Annotated in this window: 17 protein-coding genes; 13 read left to right on the forward strand and 4 right to left on the reverse strand. The window is 63.4% G+C overall.

The window, feature by feature from the left end; translation table 11 throughout:
- Window positions 1-8 precede the first annotated feature (8 nt).
- From mtrA to secA, 6 genes are all read left to right on the forward strand, one after another.
- Window positions 9-686, forward strand: a complete 678-nt coding sequence (gene mtrA, locus ACVZUB_RS11140; protein WP_003941013.1) for an MtrAB system response regulator MtrA — start codon at window positions 9-11, stop codon at window positions 684-686.
- Window positions 683-2422 (forward strand): MtrAB system histidine kinase MtrB, encoded by a 1740-nt coding sequence (gene mtrB / locus ACVZUB_RS11145; RefSeq protein ID WP_042450112.1) that lies wholly within the window; start codon window positions 683-685, stop codon window positions 2420-2422. The genes mtrA and mtrB overlap by 4 nt, the downstream gene beginning before the upstream one ends.
- A complete protein-coding gene (gene lpqB / locus ACVZUB_RS11150; protein ID WP_042450111.1) occupies window positions 2419-4197 on the forward strand; it encodes an MtrAB system accessory lipoprotein LpqB in 1779 nt (592 codons plus the stop codon). The genes mtrB and lpqB overlap by 4 nt, the downstream gene beginning before the upstream one ends.
- A gap of 33 nt (window positions 4198-4230) precedes the next feature.
- Complete coding sequence (locus tag ACVZUB_RS11155; RefSeq protein ID WP_054826505.1) at window positions 4231-4962, forward strand: ComF family protein; 732 nt, start codon at window positions 4231-4233, stop codon at window positions 4960-4962.
- Between the two features lie 175 nt (window positions 4963-5137).
- Window positions 5138-5818: a ribosome hibernation-promoting factor, HPF/YfiA family gene (gene hpf, locus ACVZUB_RS11160; RefSeq protein WP_003940893.1), complete on the forward strand. Its 681-nt coding sequence runs from the start codon at window positions 5138-5140 to the stop codon at window positions 5816-5818.
- A gap of 131 nt (window positions 5819-5949) precedes the next feature.
- Window positions 5950-8793, forward strand: a complete 2844-nt coding sequence (gene secA / locus ACVZUB_RS11165; RefSeq protein ID WP_007731191.1) for a preprotein translocase subunit SecA — start codon at window positions 5950-5952, stop codon at window positions 8791-8793.
- Window positions 8794-8829: 36 nt separating this feature from the next.
- On the opposite strand, the gene ACVZUB_RS11170 is transcribed toward secA, so the two are convergent.
- Complete coding sequence (locus tag ACVZUB_RS11170) at window positions 8830-9348, reverse strand: Rv3235 family protein (protein WP_482628422.1); 519 nt, start codon at window positions 9346-9348, stop codon at window positions 8830-8832.
- A 130-nt stretch (window positions 9349-9478) separates the two neighbouring features.
- Between ACVZUB_RS11170 and ACVZUB_RS11175 the strand changes: the two genes are divergently transcribed.
- The 6 genes from ACVZUB_RS11175 to ACVZUB_RS11200 all read left to right on the forward strand — a co-directional run bounded on the left by ACVZUB_RS11175 (window position 9479) and on the right by ACVZUB_RS11200 (window position 15709).
- Window positions 9479-9904, forward strand: a complete 426-nt coding sequence (locus ACVZUB_RS11175; RefSeq protein ID WP_003940859.1) for an HAD-IA family hydrolase — start codon at window positions 9479-9481, stop codon at window positions 9902-9904.
- Complete coding sequence (locus tag ACVZUB_RS11180) at window positions 9898-11307, forward strand: WS/DGAT/MGAT family O-acyltransferase (RefSeq protein WP_007731194.1); 1410 nt, start codon at window positions 9898-9900, stop codon at window positions 11305-11307. The genes ACVZUB_RS11175 and ACVZUB_RS11180 overlap by 7 nt, the downstream gene beginning before the upstream one ends.
- Before the next feature lie 23 nt (window positions 11308-11330).
- On the forward strand, window positions 11331-11831 hold the full coding sequence (locus tag ACVZUB_RS11185; RefSeq protein WP_030535010.1) for a DUF6912 family protein: 501 nt from the start codon (window positions 11331-11333) through the stop codon (window positions 11829-11831).
- A gap of 92 nt (window positions 11832-11923) precedes the next feature.
- Window positions 11924-13042: a ferredoxin reductase gene (locus tag ACVZUB_RS11190; protein WP_003940928.1), complete on the forward strand. Its 1119-nt coding sequence runs from the start codon at window positions 11924-11926 to the stop codon at window positions 13040-13042.
- Window positions 13043-13066: 24 nt separating this feature from the next.
- Window positions 13067-14329, forward strand: a complete 1263-nt coding sequence (locus ACVZUB_RS11195) for a fatty acid desaturase family protein (RefSeq protein WP_003940901.1) — start codon at window positions 13067-13069, stop codon at window positions 14327-14329.
- A gap of 138 nt (window positions 14330-14467) precedes the next feature.
- Window positions 14468-15709 carry a fatty acid desaturase family protein gene (locus ACVZUB_RS11200; RefSeq protein WP_003940700.1) on the forward strand — a complete coding sequence of 414 codons (1242 nt, stop codon included), beginning with the start codon at window positions 14468-14470 and terminating at the stop codon, window positions 15707-15709.
- Window positions 15710-15807: 98 nt separating this feature from the next.
- Here the strand turns inward: ACVZUB_RS11200 and rsgA are convergent, their stop codons facing one another.
- Together rsgA and aroA are read right to left on the reverse strand one after the other, a co-directional pair.
- Window positions 15808-16845 (reverse strand): ribosome small subunit-dependent GTPase A, encoded by a 1038-nt coding sequence (gene rsgA / locus ACVZUB_RS11205; RefSeq protein ID WP_007731200.1) that lies wholly within the window; start codon window positions 16843-16845, stop codon window positions 15808-15810.
- Window positions 16794-18107, reverse strand: a complete 1314-nt coding sequence (gene aroA / locus ACVZUB_RS11210; protein WP_081557667.1) for a 3-phosphoshikimate 1-carboxyvinyltransferase — start codon at window positions 18105-18107, stop codon at window positions 16794-16796. Before aroA ends, rsgA begins: the two co-directional genes overlap by 52 nt.
- Before the next feature lie 49 nt (window positions 18108-18156).
- Here aroA and ACVZUB_RS11215 point away from each other — a divergent pair, with 49 nt between their 5' ends.
- Window positions 18157-18909, forward strand: coding sequence for an SOS response-associated peptidase (locus ACVZUB_RS11215; protein WP_007731203.1), 753 nt, complete (start codon window positions 18157-18159; stop codon window positions 18907-18909).
- Window positions 18910-18912: 3 nt separating this feature from the next.
- Here the strand turns inward: ACVZUB_RS11215 and ACVZUB_RS11220 are convergent, their stop codons facing one another.
- Window positions 18913-19626: an SIMPL domain-containing protein gene (locus ACVZUB_RS11220; protein ID WP_021332569.1), complete on the reverse strand. Its 714-nt coding sequence runs from the start codon at window positions 19624-19626 to the stop codon at window positions 18913-18915.
- Window positions 19627-19649: the final 23 nt, after the last annotated feature.

Raw genomic sequence — 19649 nt, forward strand, 5'->3', positions numbered from 1 at the left:
ATAGGGATATGAAACCAAGGATTCTGGTTGTCGACGACGACACGGCACTCGCCGAGATGCTCACGATCGTGCTGCGTGGTGAGGGTTTCGATCCCTACGTGGTAGGCGACGGAACCCTGGCGCTCGCGGCAGTGCGTGAGACCCGGCCCGACCTCGTCCTGCTCGATCTCATGCTTCCCGGAATGAACGGGATCGACGTATGCCGAGTTCTGCGTGCGGATTCCGGCGTGCCCATCGTGATGTTGACGGCCAAGACCGACACCGTCGACGTCGTGCTCGGCCTCGAATCCGGTGCGGACGACTACATCATGAAGCCGTTCAAGCCGAAGGAGCTGGTGGCGCGGGTGCGTGCTCGCCTGCGCCGTACGGAAGAGGAGCCGGCCGAACTGCTGAGCATCGCCGACATCGTGATCGACGTTCCGGCACACAAGGTCAGCCGCGGCAGCGAGCAGATCTCGCTCACACCACTCGAATTCGACCTGCTGGTCGCATTGGCGCGCAAGCCGCGCCAGGTGTTCACCCGTGAAGTCCTCCTCGAGCAGGTGTGGGGATACCGCCACGCCGCCGACACCCGCCTGGTGAACGTGCACGTTCAGCGTTTGCGCGCCAAGGTCGAAACTGATCCCGAGAATCCCGAAGTGGTTCTGACGGTCAGGGGGGTCGGCTACAAGGCCGGACCGCCGTGAGCGGAGTTTCCAGGTGGCGTCGTCGTCTCAACCGACGGCTGACGCCATTTCTGCGGTGGTGTCACTCGATGAGCAACACCCTCGCGCACACGTGGCGACGTTCGCTCCAATTGCGAGTGGTCGTCTCGACTTTGACGTTGTCCTTGATCGTCATCGTCATTCTCGGTGTCGTGCTGACCAGCCAGATCACCGATCGGCTGTTGGAAACGAAGATCACCGCGGCGACCGAGGAAATGGACCGAGCCCGCGGCATCGTCGAAGACCAACTGGCGGGCGTCGACGATTCGACGGCGCTCAACGTTCAATTGGAAAGCGCTGCATCCGGACTGACGAGCCGTCGAAACCAGACCTCGGGCCAGGCCTCCGGGTCGGCCGGCACCTTCGACCCGGTGCTCATCGTGCCAGGGGACGGGCCGCGCCAGCCGACGAGTTCGGGACCGGTCGATCAGATCCCCGACAACCTTCGCGAGTTCGTCAAACGCGGCCAGATCAGTTACCAATTCGCGACGGTGTCCAACCCGAACGGTTACTCCGGACCGGCGCTGATCATCGGTAGCCCCACCGCGTCGTCGATATCGGGACTCGAGCTGTATCTGATCTTCCCGCTCGCCAGCGAAGACCGAAGTCTGTCTCTTGTTCGAAGCACCCTGCTGATCGGTGGAGCCGTGTTGCTGGTGCTCTTGGCGGCGATTTCGCTGTTGGTTGCCAGACAGGTCGTGCTTCCCATCCGGTCGGCCTCGCGAATCGCGGTGCGTTTCGCAGACGGCCGACTCAAGGAACGAATGCCGGTCCGCGGCGAGGACGACATGGCGCGCCTGGCCATGTCCTTCAACGAGATGGCCGAGAGTCTGTCCAAACAGATCACCCAGCTGGAGGAGTTCGGCAGCCTCCAGAAGCGCTTCACCTCCGATGTCAGCCATGAACTGCGCACACCACTGACCACGGTCCGGATGGCAGCCGACCTGATCTACGACGGCAGCGAGAACCTCGACCCCATGCTGCGTCGGTCGTCGGAACTGCTTGTCGCCGAACTGGACAGGTTCGAAGGGCTACTGGCGGACCTCCTCGAGATCTCCCGTCACGACGCCGGTGTCGCGGAACTTGCGTCCGAACAACTCGACGTCCGTATGTGTGCGCGAGCGGCGGTTTCCACGGTTCGCCATCTCGCCCGCGAATCCGGCACCGAACTGATCGTGGACATGCCCGACGAGCCGGTCATGGCAGATGTCGATCCGCGCCGCGTCGAACGCATCCTGCGAAATCTCCTTGCCAACGCCATCGACCACGGTGAGGGGAAGCCGATTCTGCTTCGCCTTCGCGCCGACGACAATGCCCTCGCCTTCATCGTCCGCGACAGTGGCGTCGGGTTGCGTCCGGGCGAGGAGAAGTTGGTCTTCAACCGGTTCTGGCGATCGGACCCGTCCCGCGTGCGCCGCAGTGGCGGCACCGGACTCGGCCTCGCGATCAGTGTCGAAGACGCGAATCTGCACGACGGCAAGCTCGAGGCCTGGGGCGAACCGGGAGTCGGAGCCTGCTTCCGGCTGACGCTCTCGCGCACCCGTGGCAAGAAAGTCGTGTCGAGTCCGCTGCCACTCAAGCCGACGACCACCAAATTCGTCCGCACGCCGAGCGAAGCCGACATCGTCGCCGATACCGTCGGCGAGGTCACATCGTCCTTGCCGACTCCGCGCGAAACTGACTCACGGAACGAGTCCAACGGTGGGGATCGATCATGATCGGAACCCGCCGTCGTCTGGGACTTCTCGCAACAACCCTGAGCGTTCTGTTGCTGACCGGTGCATGCGCGAGTTTGCCGGAGTCCTCGTCGCCACAAGCAATCGGAACTCTGGCGACAGCCGTGCCCGGAACCTCCGTCGAATCACCGGCATCGGGGCGAGAGCCGGACCTGCTGGTACGTGACTTCGTCAAGGCGAGTACCGATCCGTCCAACCGGCACGCCGCAGCCCGTCAGTACCTGACCAAGGACGCTTCGGCGCGTTGGGACGACGCGGCAAGTGCTGTCATCGTCGACAAGGTCGATGTGCTCTCGGTTTCTCGCACCAGCACCGAAGCCGTCTACACGATTCGTGTGAACAAGGTCGGTCGCCTCGACCCGGGAGGACTGTACGTTCCCGAAGAGGGCAGCTTCGAAGCGAGGATGACCCTGGCGTTGACCGACGGCGAATGGCGGATCAGTGATCTGCCTCCCGGCGTGATCATGGAGCGTCCGCAGTTCCTCGGCGCTTACCAGCGGAAGTCGTTGTTCTTCCTCGACCCCACCAGCCAGACGGTCGTCCCCGATCTTCGCTGGATCTCCGGCGGGCAGGACCAGGTGGCGGCTCAGCTGATCGGTCTGATGATCGACGGACCGAAGGCAGCGCTGGCGCCGGCTGTGCGAAACGAACTGGGCAATGGCGTGTCGGTGATCGGTCCGATCACCAAGGCCGACGGTAAGCCGGGACAGGTCGGAGTCGGTCTCGGTGGTGTGCGCATCAACTTCCGCCTTGACAACCCGATGGATGCTGCTACTCGCGGTTTGTTTGCAGCACAGGTCATTTGGACGCTCGCCAACGCCGATGTGGCAGGGCCGTACGTTCTGGAGATCGACGGCGAACCGCTGGACGCGGCTCATGCCGACGGCTGGACCACCGCCGACGTCGCATCCACCAACCCACTGGCCACCACGAGTGCAACCGTCGGACTGCATGCACTGCGCAACGGTTCACTGGTGAGTGTCACCGAGCAAGAGGCGACTCCGGTGCCCGGTTTCGCGGGCAATGCGGGCAACCTCACGGCGGCTGCTCTCTCACGGGACGGCAAGTTGGTGGCAGCCGTCGCGGACACCGCTCGGCCGGATCCCGGCACAAGATTCGACTTGTCGCTCGGGACATACGGCGAAGGGTCCGTTCCGGTACTCGAAGGCAGCGCCATCACCAGGCCCTCGTGGGAGCTGGACAACAACGCGGTCTGGACGGCTGTGAACGGCAATACCGTCGTTCGGGTCGTCCGTGAACCAGGCACCGGCCGGGTGTCGGTCACCAACGTCGATGTCGGGGCCCTGACGTCGGTCGGTTCGACGATCTCGGAACTGCGTCTGTCGCGGGACGGCGTGCGAGCGGCGATGATCATCGACGGCAAGGTCTACCTGGCTGTGGTCGTGCGCACCGCCAGCGGGGTCTATGCCCTGACGAGTCCACGCGCAGTGGCCTCCGGCTTGGGCAGTACCGCGCTCTCACTCGACTGGAGCAACAGCGACACCATCGTGATCGCGCGCAGTGGAGCCGACATACCGGTCGTCCAGGTCGCGATCGACGGCTCACGAATGGACGCGCTGCCGAGTGGAAACCTGACCGCTCCCGTCACCTCCGTGGATGCGTCGCCGACCACCGAGTACGTCGCCGACGCGCGTGCGGTGTTCCAACTGAACAACAACGACCCCGCCGGGGATCGCCGCTGGCGTGAGGTGACCGTGCTGACCGGACAGAAGGCGATTCCGGTTCTGCCTGGCTGACGCCTCTGCGCTCTGGTGAATGTCTGCGCTCTGATGCATGTCGGTGCTCAGGTTCATGATTCGGCCATGGGGGACAAGAAATTCGGTGCCGGTCTGCTCGACCTGCTGTTGCCACGCGAGTGTGGTGGGTGTGGCCGCTCGGGGACTCTGTGGTGCGGTGAGTGCGCGGAACTGCTGCGCGATCATCCGCTTCAACTGAGTCCGCGCGTGGATCCGGGCGTGCCCGTCTGGGCACTCGGCCGCTACGACGGCCCCAGGCGGCGCAGTGTGATCGAGATGAAGGAACGGGGTCGTCGGGACCTCGCGATGCCTCTGGGGATCGCTGTGGCCGATGCGTTGGCCACTCTGGAACGGTGGGGCGAGCTCGGCAGCGGGGGTCGTCCGCCGATCGTGCTGGTGCCGGCTCCCACGCGCGCCCGAGCGGCGCGATCTCGCGGGGGTGATCCGGTTCGCCGGATAGCCGAAAGTGTGCGCGGAAAGCGGGAAATTGGTTCTGTCGCGGGGCGTCCGGTACGTGTCTGTCCGATTCTCCGGATGACGCGAGGTGTACGTGACTCGGTGGGACTGTCCGCGGCCGACCGGGTGACCAACGTGAACGGTCATGTGTCTCTCGACACCACTGCGATCTCTTCGATCGCCGGGGACAGTGACATCGTCCTGCTCGACGACGTCCTCACCACGGGAGCGACTGCGGCAGAGTCGGTTCGGGCCCTCTCGCTCAGTGGGATTCGGACAACTCTCGTGCTTGTCCTTGCAGGGGCTTAGATGAATTTCGTTGGAACAGTGGCACTCGCGCGCGTTACGTACTAGCGTCGGCGGCACACCCGAAAATACTGGTAGGAGGTGGTACTTCGATACTGGTGCCGGGCGGATCCCCTCTCGGTACTTGCAGAATTTGCCGCCGCCCACCGTGGGGCGGGGCCGTAATTGGGAGGTACGAGTGACGACCCCTTCGCAAGCCTCGTTTTTCATCGAGGACGCCACCATCGAGCGTTCCGAGAATGCCGCAGCTCCGAGATCCGACGTCGTAGTCAAGGGACGAAATGTCGAGATCCCCGATCACTTCCGAATCTACGTTTCGGAAAAGCTGGCGCGACTCGAACACTTCGACCCCTCCATATTCCACTTCGACGTGGAACTCCAACATGAACGCAACCGACGACAGGCCAAGAGTTGCCAGCGCGTCGAGATCACCGCTCGAGGTAAAGGCCCGGTGGCCCGAGCCGAAGCGTCCGCAGACAGCTTCTACGCCGCCTTCGAATCGGTGATCGACAAGCTCGAGAGTCGCCTCCGTCGAACCAAGGACCGCAAGAAGGTCCATTACGGCGACAAGCGACCGGTGTCCGTCGCGGAGGCAACCGCCTCCCTCGTCGACGCAGACTCACTCGGAGTCACACCGGACATTTCGCTGAACGGTCAAGAGCCGGACGAGTACGACGGCCCGGGACGCGTGGTCCGCACGAAGGATCACCCGGCCGAGCCGATGACCATCGACGACGCTCTCTACGAGATGGAACTGGTCGGACACGACTTCTTTCTCTTCCATGACAAGGAGTCGGACAAGCCGTCCGTCGTCTACCGTCGTCACGCTTTCGACTACGGATTGATCCGCCTGACATGACCCAATCGGTGGTGGGTTTGCTCGCTCGCCGCCGGTAGCGCCTACCATGGAATCCGGCCGGAGTTTTCGGACCCCGGCCGGATTTTCAGTGTGTGACCCCCTGTCGCCGAAGATTGAGGACGAAGAAGACTGTGCCGTCGCTGTCGCTATCGAAGCTGCTCCGTGTTGGTGAAGGTCGCATGGTCAAGCGGCTCAAGCACATCGCCGAGCATGTGGAATCTCTGTCGCCCGATGTCGAAGGCCTGACAGACGAGCAACTCAAAGCCAAGACCACCGAGTTCCGTGAGCGCTATGCCGCCGGGGAAACTCTCGACGAGTTGCTACCCGAGGCATTCTCGGTTGCCCGCGAGGCGTCGTGGCGCGTGATCGACCAGAAGCACTTCCACGTGCAGATCATGGGCGGCGCGGCCCTGCACTTCGGCAACGTCGCCGAGATGAAGACCGGTGAGGGCAAGACCCTGACCTGTGTTCTTCCGGCATACCTGAACGCGATCGCGGGTGACGGCGTCCACGTGGTGACGGTCAACGACTACCTCGCCAAGCGTGACTCCGAGTGGATGGGCCGCGTTCACCGCGCCCTCGGCCTCGAGACCAGTGTGATTCTCTCGGGCATGACGCCGGCCGAGCGCCGCGTCGCCTACGCAGCCGACATCACGTACGGCACCAACAACGAGTTCGGCTTCGACTACCTGCGCGACAACATGACGCATTCGTTGGACGACCTGGTCCAGCGTGGCCATGCGTTTGCCATCGTGGACGAGGTCGACTCGATCCTCATCGACGAAGCCCGAACCCCCCTCATCATCTCGGGCCCGGCCGACGGCTCCAGCAAGTGGTACAGCGAGTTCGCGCGCATCGCGCCGCTGCTGAAGAAGGACGTTCACTACGAGGTCGACATCCGCAAGCGCACCATCGGTGTGCACGAGGCGGGCGTCGAACTGGTCGAGGACCAGCTCGGTATCGACAACCTGTACGAAGCCGCGAATTCGCCGCTGGTGAGCTACTTGAACAACGCGATCAAGGCCAAAGAGCTCTACACCAAGGACAAGGACTACATCGTCCGCGACGGTGAGGTCATCATCGTCGACGAGTTCACCGGCCGCGTGCTGGTCGGCCGCCGCTACAACGAGGGCATGCACCAGGCGATCGAGGCCAAGGAGAAGGTGGAGATCAAGGCGGAGAACCAGACCCTTGCCACCATCACCCTGCAGAACTACTTCCGTCTGTACGACAAGTTGTCGGGCATGACGGGTACCGCCGAGACGGAAGCTGCCGAGCTTCACCAGACTTACACGCTCGGTGTGATCCCGATCCCGACCAACCGTCCGATGGTCCGAGTCGACAACGGCGACCTCATCTACAAGACCGAGGAAGCCAAGTTCGACGCGGTGGTCGACGACGTCGTCGAGCGCCACGAGAACGGCCAGCCCGTCCTGATCGGTACCACCAGCGTCGAGCGCTCGGAGTACCTGTCCAAGCAGTTCACCAAGCGCGGCGTTGCCCACAACGTCCTCAACGCCAAGTTCCACGAGAAGGAAGCGACCATCATCGCCGAGGCCGGTCGCTCCGGCGCGGTCACCGTCGCGACCAACATGGCCGGCCGCGGTACCGACGTCGTGCTCGGTGGTAACCCGGACATCATCGCGGACATCGCGCTGCGCAAGAAGGGCCTCGACCCGGTCACGACGCCGGACGAGTACGAAGCAGCCTGGGACGCAGTCCTGGACGAGGTCAAGGCTGAGGTCAAGGCAGACGCCGAGAAGGTCCGTGATGCCGGCGGCCTGTACGTCCTGGGCACCGAGCGTCACGAATCGCGCCGAATCGACAATCAGTTGCGTGGTCGTTCCGGACGTCAGGGTGATCCCGGCGAATCGCGGTTCTACCTCTCGCTCGGTGACGAGCTCATGCGCCGCTTCAACGGTTCGGCACTCGAGTCGATCATGACGCGCCTGAACCTGCCCGACGACGTCCCGATCGAAGCCAAAATGGTCTCGAAGGCCATCAAGAGCGCTCAGACCCAGGTGGAGCAGCAGAACTTCGAAATTCGCAAGAATGTCCTCAAGTACGACGAGGTCATGAACCAGCAGCGAACGGTCATCTACAAGGAGCGCCGCCAGATCCTCGAGGGTGAGGACATGGAAGGCCAGGTCGAGCAGATGATCACTGACGTGGTCACCGCCTACGTCGACGGTGCCACCGCCGAGGGATACGTCGAGGACTGGGATCTCGAGCAGCTGTGGACGGCGCTGAAGACGCTGTACCCGGTCGGCATCGATCACAAGACGTTGGCCGGGGAGGACGGCGCAGGCATCAACAGTGACCTGAGCCGTGACGACCTGCGAACCGCTTTGCTCGAAGACGCCCACGCGGCGTACAAGAAGCGCGAAGCCGAGATCGATGCGATCGCCGGCGAAAACGGTATGCGTGAACTCGAGCGTCGTGTCTTCCTCTCGGTCCTGGACCGTAAGTGGCGTGAGCATCTCTACGAGATGGATTACCTCAAGGAGGGAATCGGTCTGCGTGCGATGGCCCAGCGCGATCCGCTGGTCGAGTACCAGCGCGAGGGTTACGACATGTTCATCGGCATGCTCGACGGATTGAAGGAAGAGTCCGTCGGATTCCTCTTCAACCTGCAGGTCGAGGCAGCTCCGGCTCAGCCCGCAAGTGGAATTTCCGTCACCGCGGGCTCTGCCGCCGCGGCGTCCGCCACGGCGCCCAAGCCGCTCCCGACGCAGGAAGCTGCGGCCAGGACAGCCGGAACTGCCGCCCCGACGGCGTTGCGCGCCAAGGGACTTGACGACGAAGGTCCGTCGCGTCTGACGTACACCGGCCCGGACGAGGACGGCAAGGCAAAGGCAACACGTGACTCGGCTGCCGACACCGGCGACGGTGCCGCCTCTCGTCGCGAACGTCGTGAAGCCGCACGGACGCAGTCGAAGAGCAATCGAGCTCCGAAGTCCAAGCGCAAGCGCTGAGGTATTAGCGCAGTCAGTACTCGGCAGGCTGGACGGTCACACCACGTGTAGTGCGGTGACCGTCCAGCCTGTTTCGTCTGTGTGGTCGATCCGGCCTGCGACGGCAAAAGTCTGCGTGCCTCGTGTGTACGTCGCACAGACTTCGGCGGTACTCTCCGACACTGCTTGAACGTGGGTGCGGTGAACGGCCGCGCCGCCCAGCTTCCGGGCCGAGAAATCCGAAGTGTAAAGTCTCGCAACAACTTCCAGGGCGGACGGCGTCAATACGCCCTTGAGCTGCCGTGGATTTCGTCGTCGGTCGACGGTTTCGAGAACCAGACGTAGTGATCGGTTCCAGAAGATGTCGGCACCTACCAGCCGCGGTTCCGGAGCGTGAGTGAATCCGGTACTGGGCGACGTTCCGTTGTGTGGCGTCTTTCGCGGGCGACGCAGCATCCGGTCTGTTCGGCACTGCGTTCGGTCTGGCCGGCACTGTGGCCGCGACAGCACGACGGTATGCGGGTGAGGCTCGAATTGCGGCGCCGGCTCGAGAACGATCTTGCAGTCCTGCTTCATGACATCCCCCCGGATGATCCTGCGTCCGAGACAGCTGTCTCGGACTTCGCTCCCCCGAGCGATGGTGAGAAGCATGACACGAATCGCTCGAGATGTCGCCGTGATCACCATCGCGACTTAGGGTGATGGCGTGCGGGGACTTCTGTTGGATGTCGGTGGCGTGCTGTTCGGTCCGGGATCGGATCTCGACGGCTTGAGCGCGGTCGTGCGCGCGGTGAAGGCCCGCGGAATCGTGACGGGAATCGTCAGCAACGATCCCGGCGGCGCCAGTGCTCAGTGGTTGCGGGATCTCGGCGACGGGGTCTTGGTCGACGACGTGATCTTGTCCGGTGATGTCGAGATGGCAAAGCCCGACGCCGAGATCTATCTTTTGGCAGCGAGTCGTTTGGGCGTCGAGCCGGAGGATTTCGTTTTCGTGGATGATCTCGAAATCAACGTCCGGGCGGCTGTGGCCGTCGGGATGGTCGGGGTCCATCACGTCGGCTCGGAATCGACCATCGAGGAGTTGTCGATTCTGTTCGATCTCGGCGAAGGAGGGGACACGAAGCCATGGTGAACAGACTGACGACTCAGGATGCCGCTTTCTACTTCCTCGAAGCCGGGACGACGCCGATGCATGTCGGCTCGTTGGGGATCTTCAGGCAACTGCGAAACGGGATCGATCACGAGGAGTTGCTTCGACTTGTCGAAGAGCGGCTCGGATCGGTTCCGCGGTACCGACAGAGAGTTCGCGAGGTGGCGTTCGGTCTGGCCCGCCCCGTCTGGGTGGACGACTCGGATTTCGACATCACTTATCACGTACGCCGATCTGCTCTGCCCAAACCGGGTTCCGACGAACAGCTGATGGATCTGATCGCGCGGCTGACGTCGAGACCACTCGACAGCACGAGGCCGTTGTGGGAGATGTACCTGGTCGAGGGGCTGACCAGAAACAGATTTGCCATCTTCACGAAGTCTCATTCGTCGTTGGTGGACGGCGAGGCGGCTCCAGAGATCAGTCAGGTGATCTTCGATCCGGAGAAGAATCGAGCGCCAGGCCCCGAAGAATTGTGGATGCCCGCCAGGCCGCCGAGCGATACCAGCTTGTTGGTCAGTGCACTGGCGGATCTCGTGACGAGCCCGGGGGAGGGGATCGCACGGGCGCGTGCAGCGTTCAACGACGTGACCACGTCCGTCACCGAGGCTGTGAGTGCACTCGGGAAACTCGCGGAAGTGGTTCGAACGGCGACGCAGGTAGCCCCGTCGAGCCCGCTCAACGCCACCATTTCGCGCAATCGACGCCTTGCGGTGGCCAAGACGTCTCTGGAGGACTATCGACGCATTCGTGCGCGGTACGGGTGCGAGATCAACGACGTGATTCTGACCGTCATCGCAGGTGCGATGCGGAACTGGTTGCTCTCGCGCGGTGAACCGGTGACCGAGGCGACCATCGTGCGAGCGATGGTGCCCATGTCGGTCTACACCGACGGCCCGGAGAGTCCTGACGTCGACGATCCGCAAGCGCCCGGACATGTTTCCTCGTTCCTCATCGACCTGCCTGTCGGTGAACCCAACGCGGTGGTTCGGCTCTCGCACGTGGCCCATGCGACGGAGGCATTCGCGCGTCAGGGTCGGCGGGTCACCGCGCAGACGATGGTGCGAATGTCCGGGTTTGCGCCGGCGACGCTGCATGCGATGAGCTCCCGCGCGGCCAGTAGTCTGTCGCAGCGAATGTTCAACTTGATGATCACCAATGCGCCAGGGCCGCAATTTCCGCTTTACCTCGGTGGTGCTCGGATGCTCGAGATGTATCCCGTGTCGCCACTGCTCAAGAATCAGACACTCAGCATCGCCCTGACGTCGTACGACGGAAATGTCTACTACGGTTTGAATGCCGACCGTGACGCGATGTCGGACGTCGACGTCGTTCGTTCGCTGATCTTCGAGTCACTCGAGGAATTGACGGATGCGAGTCGGTGACGAACGAGCATGAAGGTGGTCTCATGAGGGTGTACGTACCGGCGACGGTCGAGATTTTGCAGCAGTTGGTCGCAGATCAGGAGTTCGACCCTATGAGCCGGACGGCTTTTGCGGTCACCCCGACTCTGCGTGAGTCGTACGCGGCGGGGGACGACGACGAGTTGGCCGAGGTCGCCATGGGTGAGGCTGCGCGTGCGTCGCTGCGACTGATCGCCGGAACCGAGGGTGACGTCACCTTCCGGCGTGCTGTCGTTGCCGCCGACGTCGACGATGCCGATGTGAAGTTACGGCCCGATCTCGACGATTCGGTAGTCCGATTGGCGGGTCCTGTCACGATGGCTCAGGTTGCATCTGTGCATGTCGACCTCGAACAGGCAGAATCGGACATCGAGCGCGCTGCTGGCATAGTCGACGCGGCGGATCTCGGTGACGCCGATGCCGAGTTCACGCTCGGTGACGCGGAGGACCACGAGTTGGCGTGGTACGCCGCGCAGGAGTTGCCGTTCTTGCTCGACCTGCTGTGAATGTGCTTACCGTGAAGTAACCTACGGTACCGTAACCTGATAACCTACGGTACCGTAGGCAGTGGGTTCGGAAGGTGAGAGGTGGAGGTCTGATGGGTCTGAAGGACTGGATCGAGGCACCGGCAGCGTCGGTAGTTCCGGCAGCGCGGTCGAAGCTCAATCTGCTTCGCGGTGCGGCGGCTCGGCTGACCACACCATTGCTTCCCGACGACTATCTTCACCTCGCGAATCCGTTGTGGTCCGCGCGCGAGCTGCGTGGTCAGATCGTCGAAGTCCGGCCCGAGACCACGGACTCGGCGACCATCGTCATCAAGCCGGGTTGGGGATTCGACTTCAACTACCAGCCAGGGCAGTACATCGGCATCGGTCTGCATATCGACGGCCGTTGGCATTGGCGGTCGTACTCACTTACCTCGCCTCCCAACTGGGAGAACAAGCGCATTTCCATCGCGGTCAAGGCCATGCCCGAGGGCTTTCTCTCGAGCCACCTCGTCAGCGGGGCCGTGCCGTCGGGAACCATCGTTCGACTGGCCACGCCTTCGGGCAACTTCGCGTTGCCGGATCCGCCACCGGAGAAGATCTTGTTCATCACTGCCGGCAGTGGCATCACTCCGGTCATGGGCATGTTGCGGACGATGAACCGGCGCGGTCAATTGCCCGACGTCATGCACATCCACTCGGCTCCGACGGAATCCGACGTGATGTTCGCCGACGAACTCACAGCACTGCACGCCGAGCACGAGGACTTCGTGAGCCACGTTCAACTCACGCGACGTGACGGAAAGTTCAAACTCAGTTCTCTCGACACGGTCTGCCCCGACTGGCGCGAGCGCCACACCTGGGCGTGCGGACCCCTCCCGTTGCTCGACGAGCTCGAAGACGTCTGGAAGGCGGAAGGCATCGAGGATCGACTCCACATGGAGCGGTTCGCCGTATCGCGCATCGACGCTTCGGCCGACGGTGGCACGGTCACGTTCGAGAAGTCGGGTAAGACGATCACCGTCGACGGTGCGACGACGCTTCTGGAGGCAGGCGAGCAGTCCGGTGCCTTGATGCCGTTCGGTTGCCGCATGGGCATCTGCCAGACGTGTGTCGTACCTCTCGTTGCCGGCCACGCGATCGATCTACGCTCGGGGAAACAGCACGCGGAGGGCGAGCGCATCCAGACGTGCATCTCCGCCGCCGCCGGCGACTGTACGCTGGACGCATAGCTTCTAGGCACACGGAGGACCACGGTGGCCATCACCGATATCAAAGAGTTTTCGCACCTCACCGAGGCCGATGTCGAAGCTCTCGGACGTGAACTCGATCAGATTCGACTCGACATCGAAGACTCTCGTGGGATCCGGGACGCCCGCTACATTCGTCGCGTCATTCGCGTCCAGCGGGCGTTGGAGCTCGGCGGGCGTATCGCATTGTTCGGCAGTCGGTACCGACCGGCATGGTTGGTCGGCACGACCCTGCTGAGCCTGTCGAAGATCATCGAGAACATGGAGCTCGGGCATAACGTCATGCACGGGCAATGGGACTGGATGAACGATCCCGAGATTCACTCCGTCTCGTGGGAGTGGGATCAGACCGGTCCTTCCGAGCATTGGAAGCGCGCCCACAACTACCAGCACCACACGTACACCAACGTCGTCGGTATGGACGAGGATCTCGGTTTCGGGATTCTGCGTATGACTCGTGACGAGCCGTGGAAGCCGATCAACCTCTTCCAGCCGATCGCCAACGTGATCTTGGCGGCCACGTTCGAGTGGGGCATCGCGCTGCACGACCTCACGGCGGCAGCCGAGTTGGAGGGCGCGGAAAAGGGGCAGCTGAACTCGCAGGCGAACAAAGACTTCGCGCGCAAGATATTTCGTCAGGTGGGCAAGGACTTCATCTTGTTCCCGGCGCTGACGGGTCCGGCGTGGAAGTCGACCATGTCGGCCAATGCGACCGCGAACCTCGTGCGCAACCTGTGGGCGTACGTCGTCATCTTCTGTGGCCACTTCCCGGACGGTGCCGAGAAGTTCACTGTTGCCGAATTCGAGCAGGAGACTCGTCACGAGTGGTACCTGCGCCAGATGCTCGGTAGTGCAAACTTCAATTCCGGCAAGCTCATGGGACTCATGAGCGGCAATCTGAGCTACCAGATCGAGCACCACGTGTTTCCTGATCTGCCGAGTAACCGCTATCCCGAAATCGCTGTGAAGATGCGTGCATTGTGCGAGAAGTTCGATCTCCCGTACACCACCGGCTCGCTCTTCAAGCAGTATCTTCTGGCTCTGCGCACCATCCACAAGTTGGCTTTGCCGGACAAGTGGCTGACCGCAACCTCGGACAATGCTCCGGAAACGTCTTCGGAACTGCGGTTCCGCGACTCGGGATTCCGGGACGCAGCCATGGCGATGGTCGAGGACCTTCGTACCGATCCGATCACCGGTAAGCGTCTCGGTTTGCTGACCGCACTCAAGTCGCAGGCCCGTTCCCGCATGCCGAAGCGCCGGAAGTGATATAGGTTACATCGGGAAAAACCTAACCTACGGTGCCGTAAGTTACGCTACAGTAGGTGCAGTTGATCTGAACGATTCGAATCGATGATCGTTCTGCACTTACTACTTTGCGCCTAACTCACTGCTAGGAGGCTTTCCATGGCGATTGCAGATGTCAAGGAATACGCACATCTCACGGACGCCGACATCGAAGCGCTCGGCCGCGAACTCGACGCGATTCGTCGCGACATCGAGGAGTCGCGCGGCGAGAAGGATGCGCGATACGTGCGCAACGTCATTCGTCTGCAGCGTTCGCTCGAAATCGGCGGCCGCGCAGTGCTTTTCGCCAGCCGTCGTCGTCCGGCGTGGCTCGCCGGAGTTGGCCTGCTGACGCTCTCGAAGATCATCGAGAACATGGAACTCGGGCACAACGTGATGCACGGGCAGTGGGACTGGATGAACGACCCGGAGATCCACTCCACCTCGTGGGAGTGGGACGTCACCGGCCCGTCTGCGCACTGGAAGCAGACCCACAACTACCTGCATCACAAGTACACCAACGTCCTCGGAATGGACGACGACGTCGGATACGGACTCCTCCGCGTCACCCGCGATCAGCGCTGGAAGCCCTTCAACGCCGGCAACCTGGTCTACAACACGCTGCTCGCGCTGTTCTTCGAGTACGGCATCGCCGCTCAGCACCTCGAGCTCGGCAAGGTGGCCAAGGGCCGCGCCGACAAGGAAGAGACGCAGCGCAAGCTCCGTGAGGTCGGCGAGAAGATCGGCAAGCAGGTCCTGCGCGACTACGTCATCTACCCGGCCATCACCGGCCCGGCGTGGAAGAGCACATTGTCGGCCAACTTCACCGCCAACACTCTGCGGAACGTGTGGACCAACGCGGTCATCTTCTGCGGCCACTTCCCGGACGGTGCCGAGAAGTTCACCAAGGAAGACATCGACAAGGAAACGCAGGCTCAGTGGTACCTGCGTCAGATGCTCGGCAGCGCCAACATCGAGGGCAGCGCGCTCATGGACTTCATGACGGGCAACCTGAGCTACCAGATCGAGCACCACCTGTTCCCCGATCTGCCCAGCAACCGCTACAAGGACATCGCGGTCACGGTGCGTCAGCTCGCGGACAAGTACGACTTGCCGTACACGACCGGCCCGCTTGCCGTGCAGTACGCCAAGTCCTGGCGAACCATCGCCAAGCTGTCGCTGCCCAACAAGTACCTCAAGGACACCGTCGACAATGCGCCCGAGACGGCGTCGGAGCGGATGTTCGACGGCGAACTGACCTCGACTGTCGATCCCGTGACCGGGCGTCGCAGTGGCCTCAAGAGCGCCATCGCACGTAAGCGCAAGAGCGGAAAGCTGCGCAGCCTCCTCGGCCTGCGCTGATCGTCGACTGCGCTGACCGTAGACAGCAAGCGGCCCGACACCATTCGATGGTGTCGGGCCGCTTTGCTGTTCTCGCCCGGAACGTCGCTCGGGGGCGCTCAGTACTGATCGTTGGACTTGATCGCTTCCAGCAGTTGTCGCACAGCGACGACGCGTCGAGCTGATTTGCCCTCCAACAGGTCGAGCTTGCATTCGGGATCTGCCGGCGGTCCGAGGTGCGTGCATCCGCGCGGGCAATCCTCGATCGCCGCAGCGAGATCCGAGAACGCCGCCACTACGTTCTCGGGCGAGATGTGCGCCAGACCGAACGAACGGATGCCCGGGGTGTCGATCACCCAGCCGCCACCGGCGAGAGGGAGTGCCACCGATTGCGTTGACGTGTGCCGGCCCTTCCCGACTCCGGATACGATGCCGACCGCTCGATTGGCATCGGGGACAAGGCGATTGACCAGTGTCGACTTTCCGACGCCGGAATGTCCGATCAGGGCGGTCAACTTGTGCTCGAGGATCTGCGTCAGTTCGTCCAGGGGATCGTCGCGACCGGCGACGACCACTTGGATGTCGAGGTCGGCGAACGTGCTCGCGAATTCCTCCGGCGGTTCGAGGTCGCTCTTGGTCAGGCAGACGATCGGCGTCAGGCCACCCACGTAGGCGGCGACCAGTGCGCGCTCGACGAAGCCGGTGCGCGGTGGGGGATCGGCGAGTGCCACGACGATGAGAAGCTGCTCCGCGTTCGCGACGACGATGCGTTCGAAGGGATCGGTGTCGTCGGCGGTCCTTCGCAGAACCGTCGAACGCTCGGAGACCCGGACGATGCGCGCAAGGGTGTCGGTTTTGCCCGACAGATCGCCGACTATGTCCACCTGATCGCCGACGACGATGGGGGTTCGGCCAAGTTCGCGGGCGCGCATCGTGACGATCAGCCGGTCGGGATCGCCGCCGAGGACGCAACCCCAACGGCCACGATCCTTCGACACCACCATCCCCGATTCGGCCGAGAGATGTTCGGGCCGAGTCTTCGTACGGGGGCGGGATCCGCGCCCGGGGCGTACCCGGACGTCGGACTCGTCGTACTGCCGCGGACTCAGAAGCTTGCCTTCGGTGTCGCCGGCGAACTCTCGAGCATGTCGATCCACATGTTCTCGAAGCCCGGCAGTGTCTTGGCTGTGGTTCCGACATCGTCGACCTCGACACCGTCGACGACCAGGCCGATGATGGCGCCGGCTGTTGCCATGCGGTGGTCGGCATACGAGAGCCATTGTCCGCCATGGAGTTCCGCGGGAACGATCGTCAGGCCGTCATCGGTTTCGGTGACGGAGCCGCCGAGTTTGTTGATCTCGTCGGCGAGGGCGGCGAGACGGTCTGTCTCGTGCCCGCGCAGGTGCGCGATTCCTCGTAGATGCGAGGTGCCCTCGGCGAGAGCGGCCAGGGCCGCCACGGTGGGGGTCAGCTCTCCCACGTCGTGGAGGTCGATGTCGATGCCGCGCAGTTTCTCCGGGCCGCGGACGGTCAGGACACCATCGGCGAGAGTGACGTCGGCCCCCATCGAGGCGAGGATCCCGCGGATCGCGTCGCCGGGTTGCGTCGTCGACGACGGCCACATCGGGACGCTGACGGTTCCGCCGGTCACTGCGGCAGCGGCCAGGAACGGTGTGGCGTTGGAGAGATCGGGTTCGATCGCCCAGTCCACGGCGCGCACCGGCCCCGGTGCCACACGCCAGGTGTCCGCGTCACCGCCCGTGGCTGGCGTCGTCACGGAAACTCCGGCCTCGCGGAGCATCTCGACGGTCATGTCGATGTGTGGCATGGACGGGACGGGCTTGCCGTCGTGGTGAACGGTGACACCCTCTTCGAACGCAGTAGCCGAGAGCAGGAGACCGGAGACGAACTGCGACGAACCGGATGCGTCGATGGTGACCGTCCCGCCGCGTAGGGATCCGGTTCCGGTGACGGTGAACGGGAGTGCGTCACCCTCGATCCGAGCGCCGAGACCGCGCAGTGCTTCCAAGATGGTGCCGAGCGGTCGTGTGCGTGCTTGCTCGTCGCCGTCGAAGTGGACGATGCCGTCGGCCATCGCGGCGAGTGGCGGCAGGAAGCGCATCACGGTGCCGGCCAGGCCGCAGTCGACCTCGCCGCCGCGCAGGGGTCCAGGGGTGATGCGAAGCGTGGTCGCATCACCGGCTTCCGCGACGCCGATGCCGAGGTCACGCAGAGCTGCGATCATCAGGTCGGCGTCACGGCTGCGGAGTGCACCGGTGATCGTGGACGGGCCATCCGCAAGTGCGGCCAGAATCAGAGCTCGATTGGTGATGGACTTGGATCCGGGCAGCGTCACCACTGCATCGACGGGTGCTTGGGCCCTCGGGGCGCTCCACAGACTCAGACTCACATGGTCCATCTTCTCTCATCGGTGGGGGAATGGTCGAAACCGTGCCACCCTGGGTGTCATGTGCGGAAGGTATGCGACCACAGCGGACCCGGCCACCCTGGCGGTGGAACTCGACGCGCTCGACGAGACCGACCACTCGGCGCCCGTCGAAGCCGATTACAACGTGGCCCCCACGACCGAGGTGTTGACCGTCGTCGAACGCCACGATCGGGAGAACCCCGACAGCGATCCGGCCAAGAGGATTCGGCGGATGCGGTGGGGATTGGTGCCGTCGTGGACCAAGGAACTGGGCAAAGGCCCGGTCCTGTTCAACGCCCGCGCCGACTCGCTGGCGGAGAAGCCGGCGTTTCGGACCGCCTTCAAGTTCAAGCGTTGCCTGGTCCCCATGGACGGGTGGTACGAGTGGCAGACCGAGGCCACCGGCGGGAAGAAGGCAGCGAAGATTCCTTACTACATGCACCCCGACGACGGATCACGGCTGTTCATGGCGGGCGTGTGGTCTGCCTGGCGGGACCCGAGGGTCGAGAACGCGAGCCCCGTTCTGAGCTGCTCGATCGTCACGGTCGACTCTCTCGGTCACCTCGAGCAGGTTCACGACCGCATGCCCCTCGCCCTGCCTCGTGACCGCTGGGAGGCGTGGCTCGATCCCGACAACACCGTCGATTCGGCTCTGCTCGAACCGGTACCGGACCTCTTCGAGCGGATCGACGTCGATCGAGTCCGGCCGCTGGTCAACAGTGTCAAGAACAACGGGCACGAGTTGATCGAGCCGGACGTCGACCGTGCCGGCGAGCAGATCAGCCTGCTCTAGCAGTCAGCCGAGAGCCCAGGTGACGGTCACTTCGAACGAGACCTGCTGGGTTCCCGGGGCGAGAACCATGTCGGACATCGAGGCGTCGGGAGCGCGCATGGTCTGACCGCCACTCGTGTCGTGTGCCTCGGTGATGGTCACGACGTTTTCGAGCGACGTCCCGGACAGATCCGCGTACTGCTCGGCACGGTTCTTCGCGTCCTCGAAGGCACGGGTGCGAGCGTCGGCCAGAAGCTGAGAGTCGTCGTCGATGGCGAAGGCGACGTTACCGAGCCGTGCCGCGTTTCCGCCCGCCGCGATGCCGGCGTCCAGGACAGAAGAGGCCTTGTCGAGATCGCGGACGACGATTCGTACCGAGTTGGTCGCCCGGTAGCCGGTCACGTTGCCGCCGACGAACGGTCCGCCGCTGGCGTCGTACTGCGGCTGGACGGACAGATCGCTTGTCTGCACGTCCTCGGGGGCAACCCCGGCGGCGACTATCGCGTCGATCATCTGACGGGCCTTGTCATTCGCCTCCGAGACCGCTCCCGATACATCCGGGGCAACCACCTCGATGCCGATGTCGGCATTGAGGATGTCCGGCGCCCCGCGGACCTGCCCTGATCCGACTACCGTGACTTCCTTGGCGGCATTGTCCGAACTCCCGCAGGCCGTCAGCGAGACGGTGAGGGCTGCCGCTGCAGCGGTCAGTGCAAGAGTTTTCAGGTGTGGTCGCATGGTGAGACCGTAGCGACCGGATA

The sequence above is a fragment of the Rhodococcus sp. OS5 genome, from assembly GCF_056837585.1.

Coding starts and splice junctions, on each gene's coding strand:
- ACVZUB_RS11155 (WP_054826505.1), top strand. CDS start 4,231: ATGCATGTCGGTGCTCAGGTTCATGATTCGGCCATGGGGGACAAGAAA.
- ACVZUB_RS11185 (WP_030535010.1), top strand. CDS start 11,331: ATGAGGGTGTACGTACCGGCGACGGTCGAGATTTTGCAGCAGTTGGTC.
- ACVZUB_RS11215 (WP_007731203.1), top strand. CDS start 18,157: ATGTGCGGAAGGTATGCGACCACAGCGGACCCGGCCACCCTGGCGGTG.
- ACVZUB_RS11170 (WP_482628422.1), bottom strand. CDS start 9,348: ATGAAGCAGGACTGCAAGATCGTTCTCGAGCCGGCGCCGCAATTCGAG.
- lpqB (WP_042450111.1), top strand. CDS start 2,419: ATGATCGGAACCCGCCGTCGTCTGGGACTTCTCGCAACAACCCTGAGC.
- mtrA (WP_003941013.1), top strand. CDS start 9: ATGAAACCAAGGATTCTGGTTGTCGACGACGACACGGCACTCGCCGAG.
- ACVZUB_RS11220 (WP_021332569.1), bottom strand. CDS start 19,626: ATGCGACCACACCTGAAAACTCTTGCACTGACCGCTGCAGCGGCAGCC.
- aroA (WP_081557667.1), bottom strand. CDS start 18,107: ATGGACCATGTGAGTCTGAGTCTGTGGAGCGCCCCGAGGGCCCAAGCA.
- ACVZUB_RS11200 (WP_003940700.1), top strand. CDS start 14,468: ATGGCGATTGCAGATGTCAAGGAATACGCACATCTCACGGACGCCGAC.
- ACVZUB_RS11190 (WP_003940928.1), top strand. CDS start 11,924: ATGGGTCTGAAGGACTGGATCGAGGCACCGGCAGCGTCGGTAGTTCCG.
- ACVZUB_RS11180 (WP_007731194.1), top strand. CDS start 9,898: ATGGTGAACAGACTGACGACTCAGGATGCCGCTTTCTACTTCCTCGAA.